This is a genomic window from Vreelandella sp. F11 (assembly GCF_042466685.1).
Taxonomy (GTDB): domain Bacteria; phylum Pseudomonadota; class Gammaproteobacteria; order Pseudomonadales; family Halomonadaceae; genus Vreelandella.
Genome location: NZ_CP170448.1, coordinates 2,775,139 through 2,795,902, shown reverse-complemented (window position 1 = coordinate 2,795,902; position 20,764 = coordinate 2,775,139). Strand labels below are relative to the sequence as shown.

At 50.1% G+C, this 20,764-nt stretch carries 29 protein-coding genes; 22 read left to right on the top strand and 7 right to left on the bottom strand.

What is annotated here, in order from left to right:
• The first annotated feature begins 32 nt into the window (after nucleotides 1–32).
• From ACFIOZ_RS12850 to rho, 8 genes are all read left to right on the top strand, one after another.
• Nucleotides 33–422: a cobalamin biosynthesis protein gene (locus ACFIOZ_RS12850; protein ID WP_386078281.1), complete on the top strand. Its 390-nt coding sequence runs from the start codon at nucleotides 33–35 to the stop codon at nucleotides 420–422.
• Entirely contained in the window at nucleotides 419–1,216 is a 798-nt protein-coding gene (gene cobM / locus ACFIOZ_RS12845) for a precorrin-4 C(11)-methyltransferase (RefSeq protein ID WP_386078279.1), read from the top strand. Before ACFIOZ_RS12850 ends, cobM begins: the two co-directional genes overlap by 4 nt.
• Nucleotides 1,213–1,980, top strand: a complete 768-nt coding sequence (cobF, locus tag ACFIOZ_RS12840) for a precorrin-6A synthase (deacetylating) (RefSeq protein WP_386078276.1) — start codon at nucleotides 1,213–1,215, stop codon at nucleotides 1,978–1,980. Before cobM ends, cobF begins: the two co-directional genes overlap by 4 nt.
• 207 nt (nucleotides 1,981–2,187) lie before the next feature.
• The gene (locus tag ACFIOZ_RS12835; RefSeq protein ID WP_022523082.1) at nucleotides 2,188–2,628 is read left to right on the top strand and encodes a YtoQ family protein; all 441 of its coding nucleotides are present in this window, start codon (nucleotides 2,188–2,190) and stop codon (nucleotides 2,626–2,628) included.
• Nucleotides 2,629–3,201: 573 nt separating this feature from the next.
• Complete coding sequence (locus tag ACFIOZ_RS12830; RefSeq protein ID WP_386078273.1) at nucleotides 3,202–3,435, top strand: DUF2188 domain-containing protein; 234 nt, start codon at nucleotides 3,202–3,204, stop codon at nucleotides 3,433–3,435.
• Between the two features lie 5 nt (nucleotides 3,436–3,440).
• Nucleotides 3,441–4,055 carry a hypothetical protein gene (locus tag ACFIOZ_RS12825; RefSeq protein ID WP_386078270.1) on the top strand — a complete coding sequence of 205 codons (615 nt, stop codon included), beginning with the start codon at nucleotides 3,441–3,443 and terminating at the stop codon, nucleotides 4,053–4,055.
• 506 nt (nucleotides 4,056–4,561) lie between these two features.
• Nucleotides 4,562–5,269 (top strand): hypothetical protein, encoded by a 708-nt coding sequence (locus ACFIOZ_RS12820; protein ID WP_386078268.1) that lies wholly within the window; start codon nucleotides 4,562–4,564, stop codon nucleotides 5,267–5,269.
• A gap of 544 nt (nucleotides 5,270–5,813) precedes the next feature.
• Nucleotides 5,814–6,770: a transcription termination factor Rho gene (gene rho, locus ACFIOZ_RS12815; RefSeq protein ID WP_386078266.1), complete on the top strand. Its 957-nt coding sequence runs from the start codon at nucleotides 5,814–5,816 to the stop codon at nucleotides 6,768–6,770.
• Nucleotides 6,771–6,837: 67 nt separating this feature from the next.
• Here the strand turns inward: rho and ACFIOZ_RS12810 are convergent, their stop codons facing one another.
• The gene (locus ACFIOZ_RS12810) at nucleotides 6,838–8,028 is read right to left on the bottom strand and encodes a DEAD/DEAH box helicase (RefSeq protein ID WP_386084074.1); all 1,191 of its coding nucleotides are present in this window, start codon (nucleotides 8,026–8,028) and stop codon (nucleotides 6,838–6,840) included.
• A gap of 421 nt (nucleotides 8,029–8,449) precedes the next feature.
• Here ACFIOZ_RS12810 and ACFIOZ_RS12805 point away from each other — a divergent pair, with 421 nt between their 5' ends.
• Complete coding sequence (locus ACFIOZ_RS12805; RefSeq protein WP_386078263.1) at nucleotides 8,450–8,977, top strand: L,D-transpeptidase family protein; 528 nt, start codon at nucleotides 8,450–8,452, stop codon at nucleotides 8,975–8,977.
• Nucleotides 8,978–9,112: 135 nt separating this feature from the next.
• On the top strand, nucleotides 9,113–9,520 hold the full coding sequence (locus ACFIOZ_RS12800) for a hypothetical protein (protein WP_386078260.1): 408 nt from the start codon (nucleotides 9,113–9,115) through the stop codon (nucleotides 9,518–9,520).
• 36 nt (nucleotides 9,521–9,556) lie between these two features.
• On the opposite strand, the gene soxR is transcribed toward ACFIOZ_RS12800, so the two are convergent.
• Nucleotides 9,557–10,039 (bottom strand): redox-sensitive transcriptional activator SoxR, encoded by a 483-nt coding sequence (gene soxR, locus ACFIOZ_RS12795; protein WP_386078257.1) that lies wholly within the window; start codon nucleotides 10,037–10,039, stop codon nucleotides 9,557–9,559.
• A gap of 104 nt (nucleotides 10,040–10,143) precedes the next feature.
• Here soxR and ACFIOZ_RS12790 point away from each other — a divergent pair, with 104 nt between their 5' ends.
• The 12 genes from ACFIOZ_RS12790 to ACFIOZ_RS12735 all read left to right on the top strand — a co-directional run bounded on the left by ACFIOZ_RS12790 (nucleotide 10,144) and on the right by ACFIOZ_RS12735 (nucleotide 17,372).
• Entirely contained in the window at nucleotides 10,144–10,581 is a 438-nt protein-coding gene (locus ACFIOZ_RS12790) for a VOC family protein (RefSeq protein WP_386078254.1), read from the top strand.
• A 124-nt stretch (nucleotides 10,582–10,705) separates the two neighbouring features.
• Nucleotides 10,706–11,128, top strand: a complete 423-nt coding sequence (locus tag ACFIOZ_RS12785; protein ID WP_386078252.1) for a VOC family protein — start codon at nucleotides 10,706–10,708, stop codon at nucleotides 11,126–11,128.
• A 339-nt stretch (nucleotides 11,129–11,467) separates the two neighbouring features.
• On the top strand, nucleotides 11,468–11,968 hold the full coding sequence (locus tag ACFIOZ_RS12780; RefSeq protein WP_386078249.1) for a GNAT family N-acetyltransferase: 501 nt from the start codon (nucleotides 11,468–11,470) through the stop codon (nucleotides 11,966–11,968).
• Between the two features lie 36 nt (nucleotides 11,969–12,004).
• Nucleotides 12,005–12,541 carry an NUDIX hydrolase gene (locus ACFIOZ_RS12775; RefSeq protein ID WP_386078246.1) on the top strand — a complete coding sequence of 179 codons (537 nt, stop codon included), beginning with the start codon at nucleotides 12,005–12,007 and terminating at the stop codon, nucleotides 12,539–12,541.
• A gap of 39 nt (nucleotides 12,542–12,580) precedes the next feature.
• A complete protein-coding gene (locus ACFIOZ_RS12770) occupies nucleotides 12,581–13,006 on the top strand; it encodes an N-acetyltransferase (protein WP_386078244.1) in 426 nt (141 codons plus the stop codon).
• Between the two features lie 51 nt (nucleotides 13,007–13,057).
• On the top strand, nucleotides 13,058–13,486 hold the full coding sequence (locus ACFIOZ_RS12765) for a GFA family protein (RefSeq protein ID WP_386078241.1): 429 nt from the start codon (nucleotides 13,058–13,060) through the stop codon (nucleotides 13,484–13,486).
• Nucleotides 13,487–13,621: 135 nt separating this feature from the next.
• Nucleotides 13,622–13,849 carry a hypothetical protein gene (locus tag ACFIOZ_RS12760; RefSeq protein WP_386078238.1) on the top strand — a complete coding sequence of 76 codons (228 nt, stop codon included), beginning with the start codon at nucleotides 13,622–13,624 and terminating at the stop codon, nucleotides 13,847–13,849.
• A 127-nt stretch (nucleotides 13,850–13,976) separates the two neighbouring features.
• On the top strand, nucleotides 13,977–14,948 hold the full coding sequence (locus ACFIOZ_RS12755) for a LysR family transcriptional regulator (RefSeq protein ID WP_386078235.1): 972 nt from the start codon (nucleotides 13,977–13,979) through the stop codon (nucleotides 14,946–14,948).
• A 214-nt stretch (nucleotides 14,949–15,162) separates the two neighbouring features.
• Nucleotides 15,163–15,585, top strand: coding sequence for a tetratricopeptide repeat protein (locus tag ACFIOZ_RS12750; RefSeq protein WP_386084072.1), 423 nt, complete (start codon nucleotides 15,163–15,165; stop codon nucleotides 15,583–15,585).
• A gap of 96 nt (nucleotides 15,586–15,681) precedes the next feature.
• Nucleotides 15,682–16,173: a DUF1456 family protein gene (locus ACFIOZ_RS12745; protein ID WP_386078232.1), complete on the top strand. Its 492-nt coding sequence runs from the start codon at nucleotides 15,682–15,684 to the stop codon at nucleotides 16,171–16,173.
• Between the two features lie 171 nt (nucleotides 16,174–16,344).
• A complete protein-coding gene (locus ACFIOZ_RS12740) occupies nucleotides 16,345–16,740 on the top strand; it encodes a GFA family protein (RefSeq protein WP_386078229.1) in 396 nt (131 codons plus the stop codon).
• Nucleotides 16,741–16,826: 86 nt separating this feature from the next.
• A complete protein-coding gene (locus tag ACFIOZ_RS12735; protein ID WP_386078227.1) occupies nucleotides 16,827–17,372 on the top strand; it encodes a nucleotidyltransferase family protein in 546 nt (181 codons plus the stop codon).
• A 195-nt stretch (nucleotides 17,373–17,567) separates the two neighbouring features.
• Here the strand turns inward: ACFIOZ_RS12735 and ACFIOZ_RS12730 are convergent, their stop codons facing one another.
• The 5 genes from ACFIOZ_RS12730 to ACFIOZ_RS12710 are packed head-to-tail and all read right to left on the bottom strand — an operon-like array spanning nucleotide 17,568 to nucleotide 20,758.
• Nucleotides 17,568–17,774, bottom strand: a complete 207-nt coding sequence (locus ACFIOZ_RS12730; RefSeq protein WP_386078224.1) for a YrhK family protein — start codon at nucleotides 17,772–17,774, stop codon at nucleotides 17,568–17,570.
• A 45-nt stretch (nucleotides 17,775–17,819) separates the two neighbouring features.
• Nucleotides 17,820–18,275 carry a carboxymuconolactone decarboxylase family protein gene (locus ACFIOZ_RS12725; RefSeq protein WP_386078222.1) on the bottom strand — a complete coding sequence of 152 codons (456 nt, stop codon included), beginning with the start codon at nucleotides 18,273–18,275 and terminating at the stop codon, nucleotides 17,820–17,822.
• A 52-nt stretch (nucleotides 18,276–18,327) separates the two neighbouring features.
• Nucleotides 18,328–19,146 carry a helix-turn-helix domain-containing protein gene (locus ACFIOZ_RS12720; protein ID WP_386078219.1) on the bottom strand — a complete coding sequence of 273 codons (819 nt, stop codon included), beginning with the start codon at nucleotides 19,144–19,146 and terminating at the stop codon, nucleotides 18,328–18,330.
• 45 nt (nucleotides 19,147–19,191) lie between these two features.
• Nucleotides 19,192–20,199 (bottom strand): GlxA family transcriptional regulator, encoded by a 1,008-nt coding sequence (locus ACFIOZ_RS12715; protein WP_386078216.1) that lies wholly within the window; start codon nucleotides 20,197–20,199, stop codon nucleotides 19,192–19,194.
• The gene (locus tag ACFIOZ_RS12710) at nucleotides 20,192–20,758 is read right to left on the bottom strand and encodes an isochorismatase family protein (protein ID WP_386078213.1); all 567 of its coding nucleotides are present in this window, start codon (nucleotides 20,756–20,758) and stop codon (nucleotides 20,192–20,194) included. Before ACFIOZ_RS12710 ends, ACFIOZ_RS12715 begins: the two co-directional genes overlap by 8 nt.
• Nucleotides 20,759–20,764: the final 6 nt, after the last annotated feature.

Here is a 20,764-nt window from a genome sequence, read left to right as displayed (position 1 = left end):
ACGGTGTTTACGATAAACCAATAGAGCGCGCGATGAACGGGCAGAAGCTAAAAGTAGCGGGGTTTGGCTTTCGCAGCGAAGCGCCGCTGGCGTCTCTTGCTCAAGCGCTGGATCATCTGATTGAGCAGCATGGCGCCATCGACCGGCTGGCGGCGGCCCACTCCATGCTGCCGTTAGTTCAACAGCTGGGCCGACTGCGCAGCCTTGAAGTTATCGCCGTGGCGGACGCCGAACTGCCTACAGTGGTAACGCTCACCCACTCGGCTCGCAGTATGCAGGCACGTGGTACGGGCAGCGTCGCCGAAGCCGTGGCGCTACTGGCGGCAGGGCCAGGGGCAACGCTGCTTGGCCCACGGCTTATATCAGCGGATAGGCAGGCGACTATTGCGGTGGCAGAAGGCCCTAGAGGAATGACGCAATGACAGTACACTTTATTGGCGCAGGCCCCGGCGCGCCGGATCTACTTACCCTACGCGGGCGCGACTTAATCGCCGCCTGCCCGGTGTGCCTCTATGCAGGCTCATTAGTGCCGGAGCAGATTCTGGAACACTGCCCGCCAGGGGCCAGTGTGATCAACACCGCGCCGCTCTCGCTAGACGAGATCGTTCACGAGATTCAAACCGCCCACGCTGAAGGCCTAGACGTCGCCAGACTACACTCGGGGGACCTCTCGGTATGGTCGGCCATGGGCGAGCAGCTGCGCCGCCTGCGCGAGCTGGCTATCCCCTACAGCATTACCCCCGGCGTGCCATCCTTTGCCGCAGCGGCGGCGACCCTAGGCCAGGAGCTAACGCTACCCGGCGTGGCCCAGTCGGTGGTGCTTACCCGCACGCCGGGGCGGGCCAGCGCCATGCCCAGCGAAGAGACGCTGGCCAACTTTGCCCGCACCGGGGCCACGCTGGCGATTCACCTCTCCATCCATAATCTCGCCCAGGTAGTGGAAAGCCTGACGCCTTACTACGGCGAGCATTGCCCGGTGGCGATTGTATGGCGGGCAAGCTGGCCCGATGAGCGGGTAGTGCGGGGGCGGCTCGCCAGCATAGAAGGGCTGATCGATGACTCCATGCAGCGCACCGCGCTAATCCTGGTGGGGCCAGTGCTGGAGAGCGAAGACTTCCAGGAGAGCAGCCTCTACGCCGTAGGCTACGACCGTCGCTTTCGCCCCCAGTCGGCGGATTCGCCCTTTGCCACACCCACTGATAAGAGCGAACCATGATCACGCTGTCACTGATTGGTATCGGCACCGGCAACCTTGATCACGTCACCCTGGCGGCGGTGCGCGCCCTGAACAATGCTGACGTGATCCTGCTGCCCCGCAAAGGCGAAGCCAAATCAGACCTGCTCGACCTGCGCCGCCTACTATGCGAACGGCTGTTAGAAGCGCCGGTGACCACCAACATCGTCGAGTTCGATCTACCCAGCCGAGATGGCCGTAATGACTACCTGGGCGCAGTAGACGACTGGCACGCGGCCATTGCCAGCGTATGGGCCCAGCTAATTGATCAACACCTCCCCAACGGCGGGCGGGTCGGCATGCTGGTGTGGGGCGACCCCTCGCTTTTTGATAGCAGCCTGCGCATCACCCAACGGCTAAGCGCTGCGGGCAGGGCGGTTGAGGTAGAGGTAGTGCCAGGCATCACCAGCCTGCAGGTACTCACCGCCGAACATAAAATCCCGCTAAATGTCCTCGCCGAGCCAGTTCAAATCACCACCGGCCGCCGCCTACGCGAACGCGGCTGGCCAAGCGATGCCGCCACGGTTGCCGTAATGCTGGATAGCGGCGGGGCCTTTACCACGCTGCCGCCTGAAGAGACTTACATTTGGTGGGGCACCTACCTGGGCATGGAGAAGCAGTGCTTAATCAAAGGCTGGCTAGATGATGTCAGCGACGAGATCATCCAACGCCGCGCCGAACTGCGCGAGCAGCACGGCTGGATTATGGATATTTATCTACTCGCCAAGCCGGAAAAAAAACCTTAGCTTAGTACGAAAACTGCCTGCGCTCGGCCATGCGGCGTTAAAAAACGTCTCAAAATGCTCATTTACACCCCGTAAACTCCGCTTTTTCGCCGTTTTTTGCCTTGCCTGAACTTCGCTCGCCGACTTTTCGTACAAAGCTCAGGTATGAATATGGAAGGTTTTTCCATAAAATGGCGCTACTGACAAACTAATATTTGAGGTTTAGCCATGAGCTTTTACGTTTACCTTTCCGGCGAGATCCACACCGACTGGCGCGAAGAAATCCAACGCGGCGCCGAGGCCGCAGGCCTGGATATCGTGTTTACCGCCCCGGTGACCGACCACGCCGCTTCCGACGCCGCCGGCGACCACCTGGGCAAGCCGGAAAATGGCTTCTGGCGCGACCACCAGTCCTCCAAGGTCAATGCAATCCGCACCCGCACGATGATCGAGCAGGCGGATCTGGTTGTTGTACGCTTCGGCGACCAGTACAAACAGTGGAACGCCGCCTTCGACGCAGGCTACTGCGCCGCACTAGCCAAGCCCTACATCACCCTGCACAGCGAAGATATCGTTCACCCGCTTAAAGAAGTTGATGCGGGGGCCCAGGCATGGTGCACCACTACCGACCAAGTCGTCGAAACCCTACGCTACGTCCTCAAAGCCTAATACGCCCGCTCAGCGAAGTGCACGGTGCCATGGAAGGGTCATCGTGCCACCAAACTCCGCGTTGAGGGGACGGTAGGAGCACAATTTATTGGGCGATCAGCGCTTAATCAGCCACCCAAAGTGATCGCCCGACGAAGTCGGGATCTTACAGAAGCCTGTTGAAATGGGGCTAAAGGTAAGCAGTTAGCCGTGCCACTAAAGCCCGCAATACGGGTTGTATGAGCATAACTTGTGGCACGATCAGCGTTTTATTAGCCAACGAAAACAATTGCTTATGAAATGTCTTCCTCTTCCGCCTCACACTCCATCAAAAACTCACTCCCAAATTCTACCTTCCCAATGCGTGACCTAAGCCAATTTTATGAATAGAGTGATATGAATATAGAAAAACGAGCGGGCACGCAAATATTGGGTATGCTGCCTAGTGGTTGTGATGTTGGTTTTTAAAACAATGAGTTACGTAAAAGTGGCGAGCTAGATAACATCGATAAACGCGAAGGCACTTTCATTGAGGTTATACAGTTGGGTGTATAATCACTATTATATGTTTTATGAGTCAGGAGTGACCTCCCCATGAAAACTAAAGGCAAACATGTCGTCCCCCGCCAAAGAGGTGGTTGGGCCGTCAAAACAGCAGGGAAAACCCGCGCAGGAAAGGTCTTTGAGAGCCAAGCCGATGCTGTGAAATATGCACGTGACGCTGCAAAAAAAACACATGGTGAACTTTATGTCCACGGAAAAGACGGAACCATCAAAGAACGTCGGAGCTATGGGGTCGATCCGTTTCCTCCGCGAGATAAGAAATAGTTAAGGTGGCATTCGATCAAAACGTGTTCGTTAACTGCCCATTTGACGAACCTTTTTATCCGCTGCTTCGGCCACTACTATTCACCATCATCTATCTCGGGTTGAAGCCGAGAATTGCAACTGAGCGGATAGACTCCGGAGAAGCTCGCATTGCCAAGATCCTCGAGCTCATACAAGAGTCAAAGTACGCAATACATGACCTCTCACGCATCAAAGCCACAAAGAAAGGAGAAGTATTTCGCCTAAATATGCCGTTTGAGCTGGGAATTGACGTTGGGTGTCGCCTGTTCAAAGGCGGGGAACACGAGCAAAAGAAATGCCTAATTCTTGTTGGGGAAAGATATAAATACCAAGCAGCAATTTCTGATTTGTCGAATTCTGACGTTGCGAATCATCAAAACATTCCTGAAGACGTTGTCGTCGAGGTTCGTAATTGGCTCAGCTCAACATGTGGGCTTGGTGCGGATGGAGCTAGCCGCATCTGGGATTCTTTCAACGTTTTCATGGGCGACAACTACGATGCGCTCACCGCAAGGGGGTTTTCCAAAAGAGACATCGAAAGACTCCCGGTTCCGGAGCTATTGGAAAGCATGGAGAGTTGGGTTGACGAAAACGTATAACAAGTTGTTGCAGGTGACATTTGACCCGCGGCGCACCTTTGCTTTCGAAAACGCAAGCACCGCCTCAAACGTGCCTGAACCATGGCGTTGAGGTGTAGTAAAATCCCACTGACGGCTGCTTTGGTAGGCTCTGGAAAACAGGCGAAGAGTGCTCAGCATGCCGCGCTTCAAAGCTAAGAATTAAGGTCAGAACACCATGTTGGTGATCAACTACCAAGATCAGCTTCAGCCAGGCATTTTTGAACACGACGTGCACTTAATGATTGAGCACAAGCTCGACTTGTCGGCTTCGATGATTGCCATTCCAAAGCACCGAAGCGACGCGACTAGTCGGTGTACTATGTCCAGCCACCTTGCTTAAGGTTATCTCATCTATAAAGAAGAAAATAGCGGTAGCTATGCATACCTAAGCTGCCAGAATATACCCTCCAGTAGACGTATTTTCCGCCGCTTTGCGTCGTCAAACCACCGACTTAATGCGAGCGTTATGGCAATAAGGTAAATTAATGAAATATCTGGCTTTACTTGGTAACGTAGATAGCTCTATCCTCGGGATTGACCTTGGTGATGGATTTGTTATTGAAGAAATGACCATGGTTGATTTTGCAGATATGTGTGAGGAGAGTTTCATAACTGCGGATGTATGGTCAAAATTAGATCATGAATGGGGATGTGTTCCATTAGGGTCATATTATCGCCCTGAGTATGTTTATATAATAAAGAAAAATTTAGATGATTATCCTGAGTTTCAAGGGGATCCTGCTGATATTGAAGCGCATATGCCATATTGGGAAATGCAGCATAAATTTCATGGAAAGATTTCGAAATACTTAGGTGATAGAATTAATAAATTAAGACTTTTTAAAGAGGGGTCGATTCGGATAAGTATAGAATTTTATTATGCAGATGAAGATGATGAGTTGGAAATGTTCAGCTCAATGGAAAATACTCTATTTTGTGAAAATCGTCTGTTTAGTCTGAATCAGAACGAAGTTCCGTTGGTTAATGAATATCTATCATCCCAGCTTATAGGTAAAATGCCGAAATACTTAGAATTTTCTCTATCAAATTTTGAGCAATCTTATCATGTGCCTCATATAGAATTTGAGTTTCTGTCCCTAATGATTTCTTTAGAAGCCTTGCTTAATGATGGTAAGACCGAGCTTCGGCTTAGAGTTTCAAGGGGGTGTGCAGTGCTTTTAGGTGAAGATTGAGAAAGTTCTCGCGAGATATTCAAGGTGGCAAGAGAGCTATATGATAAACGCTCGACACTAGTGCATACAGGAGATCGTAAAAAAATAAATAAAAATGACGTGTTGAAAATGAAAGAACTCGTGAGGACGTCTTTGAAACGAGCATTAGAATTAAATTTATCCAAACAGGATCTTTCACAATTGTTAATGGAAAGTGGATTTGGAAGACTAACTGAAAATTTGACATAAAATTCCAAGTATCTTTTGTGTACACCTGATTTGAGCGTTGAGACTGTAGAAAAAACTCTGTAGACAGCTACGCTTTGGTAGGATCAAAGAAAATAGATGAGGAGTGTTCACCATGCTGCGCTTCAAACCCTATAACCACGATCAGAACGCCATGGTGGAGATCAACGACTAATCATCTGATTGGGCACAAATTAGACTTAACTGTTATCCATGCCAAGTATCGCAACAATGCGACCAATCGGCTGTCTATGATGCAGCTATTTCATAGATTCAGTATTCTATTAATTCAAGTTATTCAAGGCGATCCATCGATATTATGACGAGAAAAACACTAGGTTTGAAGGCGAAAAGAGAGATAGATGCCAAGCCCTCTGACGAAATTAAAGATCAATTCCCTGATGATCCCGAAAAACGTTTTTTAAATGGCGTCGCTATTCATCCTTCCCCACGCATTTATTTAGAACCTGGTTCTAATCAGCGCACCGTGCGGGCGATGGACTTGATTACGCCCATTGGGATGGGGCAGCGTGGGTTGATTGTGGCGCCGCCGGGCTCTGGCAAAACGACGATGTTAAAACATATCTGTCAGGCCGTGGCAGAAGCGCATCCTGACATAAAGCTGTATGCCTTGCTGATTGATGAGCGCCCGGAAGAAGTGACCGATTTTAAGCGCAGTGTGTCGGCAGAAGTACATGCATCGTCTTCAGACGAAAGCTACACACACCATGTAAATATGGCAGATAAGCTTCTTGAAACGGCGCGTAAGCAAGCAGGCGAGGGGCATAATGTGATGATTGTGATCGATTCGCTCACCAGACTCTCGCGCGTTCATAATGCCGAGCAGCGGGGCAATGGTCGCACTATGTCGGGTGGGCTGGATTCCCGCGCGATGGAAATACCTCGAAAACTGTTTGGCGCCGCGAGAAAGATCGAAAACGGCGGATCGCTCACCATTCTGGCCACCGTGCTGGTGGATACGGGAAGCCGTATGGATCAGGTGATTTTCGAGGAGTTCAAGGGCACGGGCAATATGGAACTGGTGTTATCCCGGGATGTGGCCAATCAACGAATCTTCCCTGCGATAGATATTGCCAAAAGCAGTACCCGTCGAGAAGAGCTGTTGATTGATGCAAAAGATATTGAAAAAGTAAGGACACTGCGTAGAGGTTTGACAACGCTAAAGCCAGTAGAAAGCGCACAGAAGTTACTTGAGTTATTGGATAAATACCCAACGAATGCCGAGCTGTTAGATACGTTTTTACCAGCCTCGTGAAATGTCTATCATAAATAAGCTCACCTTTGATTTTTAAGAGGTGAGCTTCTTTGGTAAGTATTAACGATTACTTTTGTTTTTTAAAGTTCAAGTTTGACTCGGGTACTGCTTTTCGAACCGGGAAGCCTGCAATCTCTTTGCGCTCAATAATGCTTTTTAATCGTCTTTCAATGGCACAAAGATTTTTAAAGTCACTCATGTCTACCAAAGAGATGGCTTCACCAGAGGCACCCGCGCGGCCGGTTCGGCCAATGCGGTGGATGTACTCTTCTGGTTTAAAAGGCAAGTCGTAATTCACCACACGACTCAGTTCACCAATATCCAAACCACGAGCGGCAACCCCCGTGGCGACCAAGTACTTTAGCTCGCCAGATTTGAACTGATCCAGAATCTTTTCACGCATTGCTTGGCTTCTATCGCCATGAATGGAATCCGCTGTGATGCCGCGTTTTTCCAGTTGAGCAACAAGCTTGGCTGCATTGTGTTTTTTCTCGGTAAAAATAAGCGCCTGATCCCACTTTTGTTCGTTGATCAAGTGGCTCAACAAGGCGGATTTCGTGTCTTTGTCGACGGTGATTAGCCATTGTTGGACATTAGCGGCGGCGCGGACGTTAGGAGAAATGGATATTTCAGCCGCCAGATCGGTCATCTTGCTATCTGAAAAATCGTAGGCGAGGGCGCGTACGTCGTCTGTCATTGTGGCCGAAAACAGTAGGTTCTGACGGTCTTCAGGCAGGCGATCTATGATTTTCTTGATATCGTCGCCAAAACCCATGTCGACCATTCTGTCCGCTTCGTCCAGTACCATGACTTTAAGTTCATCAAAGTGCAGCGCACGCTGATGAGCCAAATCAAGCAATCTGCCCGGCGTGGCGACCAGAATATCCACCCCTTTGATTAGGCGCTCTTTTTGAGCCTCGGTATCCACGCCACCATACATCGCCATAGAGGTTAGCTGCGTGTGTTTAGCGTATTGAGCCACATTGGCTTCGACCTGAACCGCTAGCTCACGGGTCGGCACGAGAATCAGCGCAAGTATGCGTTTGCCGCGTAACGTTCCCGCTGTACTGAAGCGTTCTAGCAGAGGCAGTACAAAGGCAGCGGTTTTGCCTGTGCCTGTTTGTGCGGTGGCGATTAAGTCGTTACCCGAAAGAATGGCAGGAATCGCTTGTTCCTGGATGGGCGTTGGCGTTTTGTAACCCAGTTCGGTGATCGCTTGAACAAGAGGAGTGGATAAGCCTAGTTTTGCAAATGGCATAAGGTGCCCTGACAGATGGTCGTAAGGTGTGTCGAAAATAAAAGATGAGGCAGTATAAAGTAAAAGCAGCCGTTCGTTTCTCGAATTGTGCAATTAGCTTCATGGTGCAGAATGGCGAATCATTGTTAAGAAGTAAAATAATGTATTTAATTCAATATAAATAGGGAATTTCTGTGGTTTAGCTATCGCCGAGCAGCCTAAACTCATCTAAGCCTTGAAGAGCTTTCGGTTCACTAAGCAGCACAAGTGCAGCGTATCACTATTGCGAACGAAGCGGTTCAGTGGAAGACAGTCAAAGTACTAATGATGGACGGGCATCATTAGTACGAATCTAACGAGATGCGGCATTCGGGGCCTGTGGCCCCTGCGACACCCATAAGTTCGTGCGAATACGCACGACGTTATACAAAAGGCGGTTAAAGTGCGATATAGACTTCTAGCAATCCTGTTCCTTGTTCTGGCGCTTGGGGTGGGTGTCTACTTTGCAGATTCCCGCTTGCCAGCATTGTTTGCTGAAGAACTTCCACAGGCAGAGTCGGTATTGGTGGTCAAGGAAGAGCGGAAACTTTATCTATTAAGGGATGGGGAGCCATACCGTGAGTACGGGATTGCACTCGGGGGTAACCCGGCCGAACATAAACAGGAAGAAGGTGATCAACGGACACCGGAAGGCGACTATGTACTCGACTGGAGAAACCCTAACAGCATGGCTTATCTGTCTCTTCATGTCTCATACCCAAACGAGGATGATCGCGCGCAGGCGGAGGCGCGTGACGTTTCGCCTGGGGGGATGATCATGATCCACGGCCAGAGGAACGGATTTGGCTGGTTGGGTCTCCTAGTCCAACGTTGGGACTGGACCGATGGCTGCATCGCGGTTACTAATGTCGAGATGGAAGAGATTTGGCACGCGGTGCCAAACGGAACTCCAATTCGCATTGAGCCATAACCGCGCCGATGACAGCGCGACTAAAATGTAGGATTGATTCAGCAAAACCTACCGTATATGTCGGTTATAAAGGCAGCTGGGTATATGCGGATGAAGGCAGTTAAAGTAGTGGTCAAACGGAGCTCTGGCAACCAAATGAATCCTGTCATTCAAGAAGAAATATCCGGCTGCGGTATTGCGGCATGCGCGGCGCTTGCGGGCATTACCTATGCTCAGGCCAAAGAGACAGCAAACGCCTTGGGTATCTATGCCGAAGACACCGCGCTTTGGTCAGACACCGAGTATGTCCGTAAGCTCTTACGTGCACTGGGTATCACGGCTGCATCCACAGAGACGCCATTCGACACTTGGGAAAGCCTGCCAGATAAGGCGCTATTGGCCATCAAGTGGCGAATGGAGCAGGGTAGGCCTTTCTGGCATTGGGTGGTGTTTGTTAGAAATGAAGCGGATACGGTAGTGCTGGATTCCAAGAAAGCCTTGAAAACCAACACCCGTCGTGATTTTGGGCGTATCAAGCCCAAGTGGTTCATTCTTGTCGATTAAGGCTTGATAGCTGTTCTTGAGGGCGACTGTTAAGGACTAGGCGCTGGCGTGTGGTGCTTGTTGGGCTCTCGCTTTCTGTTCTGCCTGATCCAGAAGCACCGGGCCGCTACCTGATTCAGCCAGTTTATCGTCGGGGTTATAGAGTGGGCAACTGGTCATGCTCAGGCAGCCACAGCCTATACAGCCCGCCAGGTTATTACGCAGCTTTTGCAGGTAAGCAATACGACCATCAAGCATCTGCTGCCAGTTTTTTGAAAGCTGTTGCCAGTCCTCAACCGTCGGGGTGCGGTTATTGGGCAGCGATTCAAAGGCCTGCTTAATCTCTTCCAGGCTAACGCCAACTTTCTGCGCGGCTTTGATCACTGAAATCCGCCTCAGCACCTCTGGCTTGTAGCGCCGCTGATTGCCCGCATTACGCCAGCTGTGGATCAGACCTTGCTGCTCGTAAAAGTGCAGGGTACTGACCTTAATACCGCAACGCTTAGCGACCTTGCCAACACTCCAAATAGCCTCTGCCATCACTCACCCCTGAATCTTTTTTGCCATTTTTTCCCAAAAAACACTTTACCTCAAGTGAAGTTGAGGTTTTATCCTGCCATTTCACTTAACGCAAGGAGACTCTTATGTACTTGGAACACGTTAATCTGGTGGTAGCTGATATGGATGCCATGCTGGATTTTTACCGCGCCGTATTCCCTCACTGGCGGGTGCGGGATGAAGGCCATGGCGAGTGGTATGGCAAGCCACGCAAGTGGGTGCACTTTGGTGATGATGAACATTACTTGGCGTTAAGCGATCACGGCGAAGGGGAGAACCGTGATCTGAAAGGCCATAGCGTTGGGCTTGCCCATTTTGCTTATGTAACCGATAACCTTGACGCTGTTGTGGCCAGGTTAAATAACGCGGGTTTTGCCGTTGCCAAACCCGGAGCAACAGAGCCGTTTCGTAAAAATGTCTACTTTGTCGATCCGGCCGGGTTTGAAGTGGAGTTTGTCGAGTATCTGAGTGATATACCGGCTGAACGGAATTTAAACCGTGATAATCAGCAAACAGCAACGTAGGGGAGATAGGTAACTGCAGGGTTGGTAATCAAGTCAGCACAGCATGCTCTTGATGAGTAGAGGTATTTAAGCAATAACGAGCCAGGAAGCCTCTTTTGTAAAACTAAAAATTTGGGGTTTGACAATGAAAATAGATGTCGGCTTTACTCACATCGCATTATCAGCAAGTAACTTAGATCAGAGTATTGATTTTTATCAGCGCTACGCCCACATGTCTGTCATTCATGAGCGAACAGATAAGGAAATTGATAAGCGGGTCGTTTGGTTGTCGGATAAATCACGCCCATTTGTATTAGTGCTAGTACAAAACAGTAATCCGGTTCCTATATTAGGGCCTTTTGCCCACCTGGGTGTTGGTTGTAAAAGCAAGCGTGAAGTAGATGATTTATGTGACCAAGCTAGGCGCGAAGGCATATTGTCCCGGGAGGCGACGGATAGCGGCTATCCGGTATGCTATTGGGCCTTTATAAATGATCCAGATGGCCATGTCTTAGAAATTTCGTATGGACAGGAAATCGGTTTAACGGTTGAAAGATCGGACACTTAGGGAGCCACACTACCCACCCTCGTAGCCGAATCCTCTGTTAGTAGCTAGCACCCAAGTTCACCTGTGCATGGCGCTAAGCGATCATGGCGAAGGGGAGAACCGTGATCTGAAGGGCCACAGAATTGGGCTGCCCCATTTTGCTCATGTGGCTGATAACCTTGACGCCGTTGTCACCGGTGAACTGTGGTCAAAGCAGGCTTGGGCCAACAAGACAGCTGGGTGCGTAGGCTGGGCTTGCCGCTCATTCGGTAGACTGCTTATTAGATGAAGGGGGTAGATTTACTCTTAATTAGAATAATATAATATAATGCGTTAGCAGTAAAACCACAGGAGCTTTCAGTGAGAATTGAAACCAAAAAAGGGATATTGGAAGGCGAGTGGCGCTACTTAACCCAATGGAAGGTGCAGGTTTTTCCTGAGGAAGGGCGTGGTAAAGAGTGGTCGCCTGTTTCCTGGCATAGCATCGTCTACTCGGAGGAGAAGAACCCTATTGGCCACATTGGCTTTGATAGCTTTGAAGTCCTCATCGATGCTGTGCCTCGTTTAGTGATTGGTATTGGCGAGGTTGTTGTGAGGCCAGAATATCAGGGGCAAGGCATTCCAGCTCTACTGTTTAACGAAGTTCATCATCAGGCGAGCAACCATTTTGGAGCTGAAGTATTTACTCTTTTTTGCCCGTCTCGGCTAGTTTCTTATTACGCAAGACATGGTTATCAGCGGCATTCTGGTGCCGTTTATTTTCTGCAGCAAGGTGAGAAAGTGCTTTCTACCTTCGAGTTTATGCATCGTGGTGACTTGGCCCCAGTTGGAGAGGTAGTTTTACAAAGCGAACCTTGGTGATTAAGAAGTTTTTAACAGTGGGGAGTCGCCATAGACTTGGATGACTTAGCTTTAGTATGTCTCTTCCTAGATCTGATGAATATTGAAAGAAGGAATGGAGTGCTAAAAGTGGAGACAAGAAAATCATCGCGCTTAATGATTATTGATGAAAATGGGCGCTTGCTACTGTTTTTATATAAAGATGAGCATCAGGCGCCATTTTGGGCAACCGTTGGCGGTGAACTGAAGCCATGTGAAAGCTACGTCGAGGCTGCGAAACGCGAGTTATATGAGGAAACAGGCTTAATACAGGACGTTGATGAAATGTTAACAGAACGAGATGACGTTTATGCCGTTGCACGGTCGGTGCCAGCACGTTGGCTTGAGCAGTACTTCTTGGTTAAATGGCCTGCCAACAGAGAGGTATTTGCTGCAAAGTGGACTGATGAGGAAAAGAGTACGATTCAAACGTGGAAATGGTGGAGCTTGGACGAGCTACTCGAAAACGAAGCCTCTCTCTTCAAACCTGATTGGATTCCTGATTTGCTTCGCTCTGTACTGGAGAGAAAATACTTATCAAACGATTCTCAATAGTGCCTTTGGCTCAGTTGACCATCAGTAAGGAATATCTTGATGATTCGCCAATATCGGGAAGCGGATATGGATCAGATTTTGGATATCTGGCTTTCAGCATCGATCAAAGCACATGCCTTTATCGAATCAGCATTTTGGAAGTCGAAAGTTAGCGAAATGCGTGATGTCTATCTCCCCGCCTCGGAGACCTTTGTATTTGAGTCTGGGGCTCAAATAGCTGGGTTTTATAGCCTGTATGAAAATACCTTGGCTGCTGTTTTTGTGGCGCCAAGCTTGCAGGGTAAGGGCGTGGGCACAGCGCTGATTGATGATGCTAAGAGCAGAAGGGAGTGTTTGCAATTGACGGTCTACCGTGAGAACGATCCAAGTATCCATTTTTATAAGAAGCATGGATTTATTTCATTGGGGGAGCAGATTGATGAACGAACTGGTCATCCAGAGTTGGTTATGGAGTATTACGGTTAACAGCGGCGAATCAGCGGGTTTGGCTTGGTATTGTATACTCAGGAGTGTTCGATGAAAGGTGAGTGTCTCTGTGGAGCGGTGATGTTTGAAATTGAGGGTGAGTTACCAAACCTCTACCAGTGTCACTGCTCCTTGTGTCGCAAAGCGACTGGGTCTAACGCTAACGCTGCCACTTTTGTGGAAGGCAAGTGCTTTCACTGGATTTCAGGTCAGTCGAACATCTGCTCTTTTCAAAAGCCAACCGGCTATCGGAGTGACTTCTGTTCAGGCTGCGGTAGCCCGGTGCCCAACAGGTTGAGAGACACCGATTTAATATGGGTTCCAGCCGGTTTGCTGGATGAGATGGCGGTTGCTCAAGTGGCTGTGCATCTCCATTTTTCTTCATCCGCCTTGTGGGCGCAAGAATCCAATAGCTGCGTTCGGCTGGCCGGTGGCCCCGATAGTCTGGAGTCGCTTAAACAGGCATTGCAGCGGGAATGAGTTTAGTCTGTTGTGAGTAAGCGACCTGGTAACACTGGGGCATCAACTTCAGATAATTAGTGGGTGATCGGATCGCCAAGAATTGGCTATGAACTGATCCTAAATGGATGGGGCGCTCGCCATAATGAGTCGGGGGTGCTGCTATTTTCAGTGCTGGCGTCGCAGGTATTTGAGAATAGCCCGGATAAACTCTCGCTTCGCTTGCCGCTGATCTCGCCGCACTTGTTCAGTGTCGATGCCCCCCAGCCCATCTTGGTACCTAATTGGGATGCCCACCGGATCGCCGATGATCTTTTTTCCCGCGTCTTCGTTATTCTGGCGAGTGAACGAATTGACGCCATTAACGTATTGCTCTTCTTTTGAATTCATCATGTCTATGACTTCCATAACGCCGCCCTGGGTATCAGGGCGCTCTGGTTATTTCGGTGCGTTAGGGACATGCTAGTATTGTTTCATTATGCAAGATATTCCATAAATATGAGTAAAGACTTTGCAAAAACGAACAGTGAGGGCGCGTGAGGGAGCCTCTACCGCTACCCAGAAAACACGTAGTCATCTGGCATGGAACGACTTTGAAATTATCCTTGCCATTGCGAACGCAGGCTCTCTTTCTGGGGCATCGCGTGCCCTGGCGGTCAGTCATGCAACTGTTTTCCGGCGGCTGGGAGAAGTTGAGCAACGCTTGGGGGTTACGCTTTTTGAAAGAAGCCGTACTGGTTACCAGCCCACGCTGGCAGGAGAGCAGCTGGCCGAGACGGCTAAGATTATGGATGAGGCCGCTCTTGCCGCCGAACGTAAAGTTGCCGGGCGGGATTTGGAACCGAGTGGGGAAATTTATGCCACCACAACGGACTCGTTGCTGATGGGATTGCTAGCGCCCCTGTTTACGCAATTTCGCGTTGAGTATCCAGCCATCGTGCTGGACGTTGCCGTTTCTAATCAATTGTTCAACCTGACGCGTAGGGAGGCCGACGTTGCTATCCGCCCCTCCAATCTTCCGCCTGAGAACCTGATTGGGCGACAGCTGGCCACGATTGGTCAAGCTATCTACGGACATCGCAGTCTTGGTTTATCTCCAGGGGCATCCACTGATACCCTTGCAAAGCAGCCTTGGATTGGCGCCGGGCCTCGGCTACAGGATTCAGCACTAGACCGGTGGATGGAGACGCATGAACTAAAAGCGGCCTGTGTCTACCGTGTTGATACCTTGGTTAACATATTTAGCGCTGTTCGCTCTCGCATGGGGTTGGCTGTGCTGCCATGTTACTTGGCGGATGAAGATCCGGACATTATCCAACTTAGCGACCCTATCCCTGAGCTTGAATATGGTCTGTGGTTTTTGATGCACCCTGACCTGAGAGGCGTGGTGAAGATTCATGCTCTAAAGGATTTTCTAACAGAAGCGATCCAAGCACAGAAGCAGCGACTGGCCGGGCTACTATTGCGCCTGCCTGAGTCATAATCTTCTCATCAGGCATTTCACTGCGGACAAAAGCGGAAAAATGACCATCCGAAAGGGCATCATGCTGGGCTATAATGGCATGGTCTTGATTGGGAAGCTGCTTCAAGCAGACTTCGAGATCTACCTTAAAATCGTATATCGCCAAATAAATAAATGTACTGACTTATTTATTAATTTTCATGGTTTATTTTCAGTAGATAAAAGGCTGTTATTGATGATTAACACCAAAATATACAAGGCGGTTTACGAACTCGCTGAAAAACTCATGAAGGCTGCCGATAAAGAGGATAGAGAGGCTTTCGATGCGCTCTATGCGCAGTTGGAAGCGATCTGCACCGAGAACGAAAACAGCGATAAAGATCACCCAGAGCAGTGGGAAACCCTGGCTGATTTTACTGAAGAGCTAGATGAGGCGCTGGCTGTCTACGAAAAAGCCTTTGAGAAAGCCGTCGCGATTAATTCCACAGACCATATGTCATCGATAGCGTTCTCTATGGCAAAGCTGCAAGTTGAGCTAGGCCAGACCGACGCGGCGATCAGCAATCTTAAAAATGCCCAAATCACTGCCAACAAGATTGAAGATGGCGAGCTTAAAGAAGAAATTGATGAACTGCTTGAGAAGCTGACGGCAGGCTAGGCTTGTTAGGTTGCTGATTTTCCGACTATTCACGATAGACGCAGATGCACATGAAATCTAATTGTGCTGGGTTTGCCTAAGACTAGGGATACTATTTTGACCAATAACGATATTTTTCGCCGCATACGTTACACCTTCGACTTAAAAGACAGCACCATTGTGGATATCTTCGCCTTGGCAGAGGTAAGTGTGGCTCAAGAGCAGGTCACTGCCTGGCTGAAAAAGGATGATGACGACGCCTTTGTGACGATGAAGAACAGAGAGTTGGCAGCGTTTTTGAACGGCTTTATTAGCTTTAAGCGTGGCAAGCGTGAAGGCCCGCAGCCCGTGCCAGAATCGCAGCTGAACAACAACATGGTGTTCCAGAAGCTGCGCATCGCGCTGAATCTAAAGGCTGACGATATTCTGGCAGCGTTTGAACTGGCTGGCTTCAACCTAAGTAACCATGAATTAAGTGCTTTTTTCCGCAAGCCGAGCCATAAGAATTATCGCGAGTGCAAAGATCAGGTGCTGCGCAATTTTTTGCTCGGTATCCAGCTTCAATTGCGGCCAAATCAGGATGCTTCTAGCACAAGCACTGAGTCCTGAGTTCATAACTTTGGCTTCAGCGAGATCAAAAGAATTGGAGCCATCGTTGAATTTTCAGCTTCTTCGCCACACTTGATCTTTTCATTGAGCTGCTCCCACTGCTGGTAGCTGCTTTTATCAAACGTTGAGGCCGATAAAGCCCAGCGAGGATCGGCACAGGGGAGAAGGTTTGTGATCAAGCAAGTGGGCGAGGTTAAAATTCAACCTAAGCACAGGGCGACGTGTCACTGCGGCATAGTGGAGCTCGAGCTTGATTTGCCTGAAGGGCTTATCGACCCGAAACGGTGTAACTGCTCTATTTGCAGGCGCAAAGGTGCTGTTATGGCCTATGTGCCGTTGAGCGGCCTTCGCGTTCTCCTCGGCGCTGAGCATTTAAAGCTATACCAGTTCAATTCGGGCGTCGCAAAGCACTACTTCTGCTCGAACTGCGGTATCTACACCCATCACCAAACGCGCTCGAACCCTGATGTGTATGGATTCAATGTCGGGTGTTTGGAAGGTATTAATCCCTTCGACTTGGATGATTTGCCGGTTAGTGATGGTATCAACCATGAATCTGATCAATAACAGGGGATAAAGAAGGCTTAGCATTTTGTTTGGTCGGTTTTTCGTGGCTTCGTAGCTATAAATAAACGCATGAGTTAGGTATTTAGATGGATCATGAAGCGGTGGTCAAACATTGGCTGACGAATGATTCGGCGCGGATGGAGGCGCTTACTATAGCGGCTGCTCAGAAACTGCCGGGTTGGTGCCTCGCCGCTGGATTCGTTAGAAATTTAGTGTGGGACAAGCTACATGACTTTTCATCGAGTACGCCGCTAAACGACATTGATTTAATTTACTTCGATCAACAAGATATGAACGATTCTCGTGATCGGGAAATTGAAGGCGAGTTAAGAGCAGCTTCGAAGCTCCCGTGGTCGGTGAAGAACCAGGCAAGAATGCACGAGCGGAATATGGACTGTCCGTATACTTCAACTGAAGATGCCATGAGTTTCTGGGTTGAAGTAGAGACTGCCGTAGGTGCTTCAATGGCTGCTGATGGGGAAGTCATTATTGTAGCTCCCTTTGGTGTTAAGCCACTGTTTGACTATACCATCACATTAAATCCCAAAAGGCCAAAGCGAGCAGATTTTGAGACCCGCATATATAGCAAGCGGTGGCTGAAAACCTGGCCTAGACTGGTCGTAAATACCTAATATGAAGTAAATGTTTTTTAGGGTATATAAATTCTTGGCTCCGTTGATAATTAGTTATCAGGTATGGTGGGCGATAACTCTTCCCGTTAACATCACAGCAGCGAAGGTCTCAGCCAATGTTGAAAGGCATTACAACCAGTAAGCCGCTAGGTAGCTAAAACCCAGCGGCTATATCAACGTGCAGTGTTGAATTAATTAAGCACGCTTCTCACCCGTACTTTTCATGCTTATTACGTAAATAATAAACATGATCAGCGAGCCCATGACAAAACACCATACGCCGACGGTGGCATAGCTCACAAAAGCGGGAAGAAATAAAAGACTGCCAAAGAAGAAAAATAAGCTTGATAAGAGACCGAGTAGGTTGGGTAGTTGTTGACGCTGCGTTGTATCACTGGTCATTTTATTTCCTTATCTGCAATATTAATTTCAATTGCTTCACCGGGCTTAAAGAGTGATGTCGGGTGAAAACTGAAAGCCCACCGATATCCGATTCCAGCTGTTGATTTGGACAATAATGGCAGTGAGATCAATTAGCCCCTGCTCGCCGAACGCATCTAGTGCGCTTTGATAGTCGCTGTCACTCACCGCTTGCTGGCTGACATGGGTTAGTGCTTCTGCCCAGGCGAGCGCGGCGCGCTCTTGTGTGCTGAAGCAGGGGGCTTCACGCCAAGCAGGCAACACGTCCAGGCGCACCTGGTGCTCGCCATCGTCTCTGGCTTCTTGCGAATGCATGTGCTGACAAAAGCAGCAGTGATTAATTTGCGAAACACGCAGGTTGACTAAGTGAATGATCGAGCGATTAACCGTTGAGTCTGAAGCAACACTGCCTAAGGCGGTCAGGTGCTGAGCTAGGCGTGGTACAAGGCGATACACTGACTGTTGAGACATACGAGTAGACATGTGGGTGACCTCGATGAGTAAGTTGAGAGCTCAGCTTAACGACGAGGTTTTTTTACGCCTTGTAAATTTGCGACAGTTTGCGTTTGCGATAGGCGGCGGGTGTTTCATAGGCAAGTGATTGGAAGGCGTGGGTGAAGTGAGCTTGGTCATAGTAGCCGCAGTGCAGGGCTATTTCCGCTAGAGGCAGTGTGGTTGCAAGCAGTCCATGGCGGGCCCGGTTTAGCCGGGCATAGGCGACTAATTGCCCTGGGGTAACGCCCACCTCGCGTTTTAATTTGCGCTCCAGGGTGCGTCGCGTAAACCCTAGCGTGGCGCCTAACTGTTGGGGTGGGAGCTGTAGCTCTCCAATGGCTTGAGCAAGCGAAGTGATACGGCTATTGGCAGGTGGCTGGCTCTGTAGACGGTCTAACAGCCATGCTTCCAGCAGTCGTAAGCCCTGTTGTGAGTCCAACTGGTAGAGGCGTTCTACCACGGGCATTAATCCTTGCAACCGTAATTTTTGCAAACTTAGTTCTTCGAGCTCGTGATCCAAGCGTTGGTAGGTATCTGCGAATGCTTCGGGTAGTAAGCCCAGCAAGCTGTGGGCGCCTGCCGCTTTAAAGCGAATGCCCAAACAGGGTGTGGTCGTGTCGAGTGTCTCTATTAACGTGCGCCTGTTGAAACAGAGCGTGATGACGGGGCGGGAGCTGGAGAGCTTAATGCTAAGACTAGCCCCAGCATCGGGGTAGAACTTTTCGGTTCTGGGTTCTGTGGGGTGACCTGGAGCTCCCATTGACCAAAGGCATTGAACCCAAGGCGTTAATCGCCTATCAGGCAGGCGATGCCGGAAGTTTAGATAGTCAGTGTTGCTTGGCAGAATGAGGTCAGTCATGGCGTCAGTCAGCGATAGGTTTTACCAATAGTAGCTCTTATTGCCTCAATCAAGCAGTTTTTGGGAATTGGCCCGCCGCCACACGCTAGGCGGCGTTTTCTCCTGGCGAGCCCAATTGCGCCTTAGCTGGCGTTCATCACCAAAGCCGGAGGCTTCGGCGATGCGCGCTAGCGTCCAGCTCGTTTCGGTCATTAACGCTTTGGCTCGCTGCAGGCGTAACCCCATAATATAGTCGCCCACCAGCATGCCGGTGAGGCTTTTGAACTGGCGCCGGAAATGGCGCTCGCTCATGGCGGCCTGAGCTGCCAGCGTTTCGATAGGCCACCTTTGAGAGGGCGCGGCGCAGATGGCATCTTGAACGCGATGCAGTCGTTCATCCACATGATTGCGGCCCTCAAGCCAGGCACCCAGCTGAGGCTCCTGGCCGCTGCGGCGAAGATACAGCACCATTTCCCGCGCTACCGCCAAGGCCAGTGAATGGCCGCAAGCACGGGTCAGCCAGTAGAGCATGGTATCGATCCCGGTTGAGATCCCCGCGCTGGTTAAATAGCGCCCGTCCTCGGTAAAGATACAATCACTTTGTACCTTTGCTTGTGGGGCTTTGGACTGCAACTGCTCGATTAGCGTGTGGTGGGTGGTACAGCGTCGCCCCTCTAACAAGCCAGCGTCCGCCAGTAACAGCGTGCCGGAGCAAACGGTCATTAGCGTATCCGCACAGTGGGCATTCGCCTTAAGCCAAGCGATGCATTCTTGTTGCGCCAATGGCTCAAGGCTATTGCGGTACTGCCCCGGAATCAGCAGTAAATCTTGACGGTGAAGCTGTTCAGGTAGTGAGTCGATGCCGCTAAGGGTGAGCGGCCCTAACCACTGCATGGCCGACTTGGGGCCGATATAGCGTACCTGAACATCTATCGAGAGCCGGTCTGCACACTGTAAAACCTGTAGTGGGCCAATCAAATCAAGCGGCACCTGGCCGGGCATCATCAGTACCGCCACCCGCAAAGTGGTGGCTTTTGGGGATGGCGGTTGGCTATGTGGTTGCTCTTCACTCACGCGTGCTTTGCCATTCGTTGACCATGTCTTGTGTATTGATAATACGCGCAAAACGGCCTTCAAGTACCAGTTCGGTGCGCGCCTTAATATCATCCGCTGACCAGGTGACACCCTGGCGCGTCATGGGGAACGTTAGGGTAGCATCGCTGATAAAGTCGACGCTAAAACCTAAATCTGACGCCACGCGTGCGGTGGTTTCGCAGCACTGCTCGGTACGAATACCGCTAATGGCCAGCCGTTCGATGTCACGCTCCCTTAACCAGGCCTCAAGCGAGGTGTCAGTGAAGGCATTATGGACACGTTTATGATAGGTCACCGCTACTTCATCGTTAAAGCCATCAAGCGGACGAATCAGGCCATTCTTGGGGTCAAAAGCTCCTTGGCTGCCAGGCTCTTCATGCAGAATGCGGATGACCGGAATTTTGTTTGCCTGGGCGGCGTGAAGCACTGCGCGCTGCTTGGGACGCCATGCCTGAGCCAGCGATTCTACCCAGTAGTCGCGGGCGGGAAAGGAGGCTTGAACGTCAATTAATAGCAAGGCGGTGTTAGGCTGGGTCATGGCTAA

Excerpts from the sequence above, each read along its gene's own strand:
- ACFIOZ_RS12790 (WP_386078254.1), top strand. The coding sequence starts at position 10,144 with ATGTACTTGGAACACGTTAATCTGGTGGTAGCTGATATGGATGCCATG.
- ACFIOZ_RS12730 (WP_386078224.1), bottom strand. The coding sequence starts at position 17,774 with ATGACCAGTGATACAACGCAGCGTCAACAACTACCCAACCTACTCGGT.
- ACFIOZ_RS12770 (WP_386078244.1), top strand. The coding sequence starts at position 12,581 with ATGATTCGCCAATATCGGGAAGCGGATATGGATCAGATTTTGGATATC.
- soxR (WP_386078257.1), bottom strand. The coding sequence starts at position 10,039 with ATGGCAGAGGCTATTTGGAGTGTTGGCAAGGTCGCTAAGCGTTGCGGT.
- ACFIOZ_RS12710 (WP_386078213.1), bottom strand. The coding sequence starts at position 20,758 with ATGACCCAGCCTAACACCGCCTTGCTATTAATTGACGTTCAAGCCTCC.
- ACFIOZ_RS12750 (WP_386084072.1), top strand. The coding sequence starts at position 15,163 with ATGATTAACACCAAAATATACAAGGCGGTTTACGAACTCGCTGAAAAA.
- ACFIOZ_RS12765 (WP_386078241.1), top strand. The coding sequence starts at position 13,058 with ATGAAAGGTGAGTGTCTCTGTGGAGCGGTGATGTTTGAAATTGAGGGT.
- ACFIOZ_RS12785 (WP_386078252.1), top strand. The coding sequence starts at position 10,706 with ATGAAAATAGATGTCGGCTTTACTCACATCGCATTATCAGCAAGTAAC.
- ACFIOZ_RS12725 (WP_386078222.1), bottom strand. The coding sequence starts at position 18,275 with ATGTCTACTCGTATGTCTCAACAGTCAGTGTATCGCCTTGTACCACGC.
- ACFIOZ_RS12820 (WP_386078268.1), top strand. The coding sequence starts at position 4,562 with ATGAAATATCTGGCTTTACTTGGTAACGTAGATAGCTCTATCCTCGGG.
- ACFIOZ_RS12850 (WP_386078281.1), top strand. The coding sequence starts at position 33 with ATGAACGGGCAGAAGCTAAAAGTAGCGGGGTTTGGCTTTCGCAGCGAA.
- ACFIOZ_RS12735 (WP_386078227.1), top strand. The coding sequence starts at position 16,827 with ATGGATCATGAAGCGGTGGTCAAACATTGGCTGACGAATGATTCGGCG.
- cobF (WP_386078276.1), top strand. The coding sequence starts at position 1,213 with ATGATCACGCTGTCACTGATTGGTATCGGCACCGGCAACCTTGATCAC.
- ACFIOZ_RS12720 (WP_386078219.1), bottom strand. The coding sequence starts at position 19,146 with ATGACTGACCTCATTCTGCCAAGCAACACTGACTATCTAAACTTCCGG.
- rho (WP_386078266.1), top strand. The coding sequence starts at position 5,814 with ATGACGAGAAAAACACTAGGTTTGAAGGCGAAAAGAGAGATAGATGCC.
- ACFIOZ_RS12830 (WP_386078273.1), top strand. The coding sequence starts at position 3,202 with ATGAAAACTAAAGGCAAACATGTCGTCCCCCGCCAAAGAGGTGGTTGG.
- ACFIOZ_RS12800 (WP_386078260.1), top strand. The coding sequence starts at position 9,113 with ATGAATCCTGTCATTCAAGAAGAAATATCCGGCTGCGGTATTGCGGCA.
- cobM (WP_386078279.1), top strand. The coding sequence starts at position 419 with ATGACAGTACACTTTATTGGCGCAGGCCCCGGCGCGCCGGATCTACTT.
- ACFIOZ_RS12810 (WP_386084074.1), bottom strand. The coding sequence starts at position 8,028 with ATGCCATTTGCAAAACTAGGCTTATCCACTCCTCTTGTTCAAGCGATC.
- ACFIOZ_RS12835 (WP_022523082.1), top strand. The coding sequence starts at position 2,188 with ATGAGCTTTTACGTTTACCTTTCCGGCGAGATCCACACCGACTGGCGC.